The sequence below is a fragment of the Dankookia rubra genome, assembly GCF_004355005.1.
Taxonomy (GTDB): domain Bacteria; phylum Pseudomonadota; class Alphaproteobacteria; order Acetobacterales; family Acetobacteraceae; genus Paracraurococcus; species Paracraurococcus ruber_A.
Genome location: NZ_SMSJ01000390.1, coordinates 1 through 330, shown reverse-complemented (window position 1 = coordinate 330; position 330 = coordinate 1). Strand labels below are relative to the sequence as shown.

1 protein-coding gene and 1 pseudogene are annotated in these 330 nt (G+C 66.7%); both read left to right on the top strand.

What is annotated here, in order from left to right:
• A pseudogene (locus tag E2C06_RS37090) lies at positions 1-202 on the top strand (hypothetical protein); the annotation flags it as partial.
• On the top strand, positions 199-330 hold a 132-nt coding region (locus E2C06_RS37085; RefSeq protein ID WP_133293446.1), incomplete at its 3' end, for an NTP transferase domain-containing protein. The pseudogene E2C06_RS37090 and the gene E2C06_RS37085, both read left to right, overlap by 4 nt.

The following is a 330-nucleotide window of genomic DNA, read 5'->3' as shown; positions in this document are numbered from 1 at the left end:
GAAGCTCGGCGAGCGCGGCCGCATCCTGATCCGCGCCAGCGGCACCGAGCCGGTGATCCGCGTCATGGCCGAGGCGGAGGACGAGGCGCTGGTCAACGACACGGTGGAGACGCTGGCAGGGAGAATTCGCGCCAGAGCGGATGCCGATTGCCTGCGGCCACAAGCCGTTCTTCACAATGCGTCTGGTATTGCCGCTGAATGAGCGCAGCCATCATCCTTGCCGCCGGTCTCGGCACGCGCATGCGGAGCGCGCTGCCCAAGGCGATGCATCCGGTCGCCGGGCGGCCGATGATCAATCATCTGGTCAGTGCCTGCGAGCAGGTTTTCGAC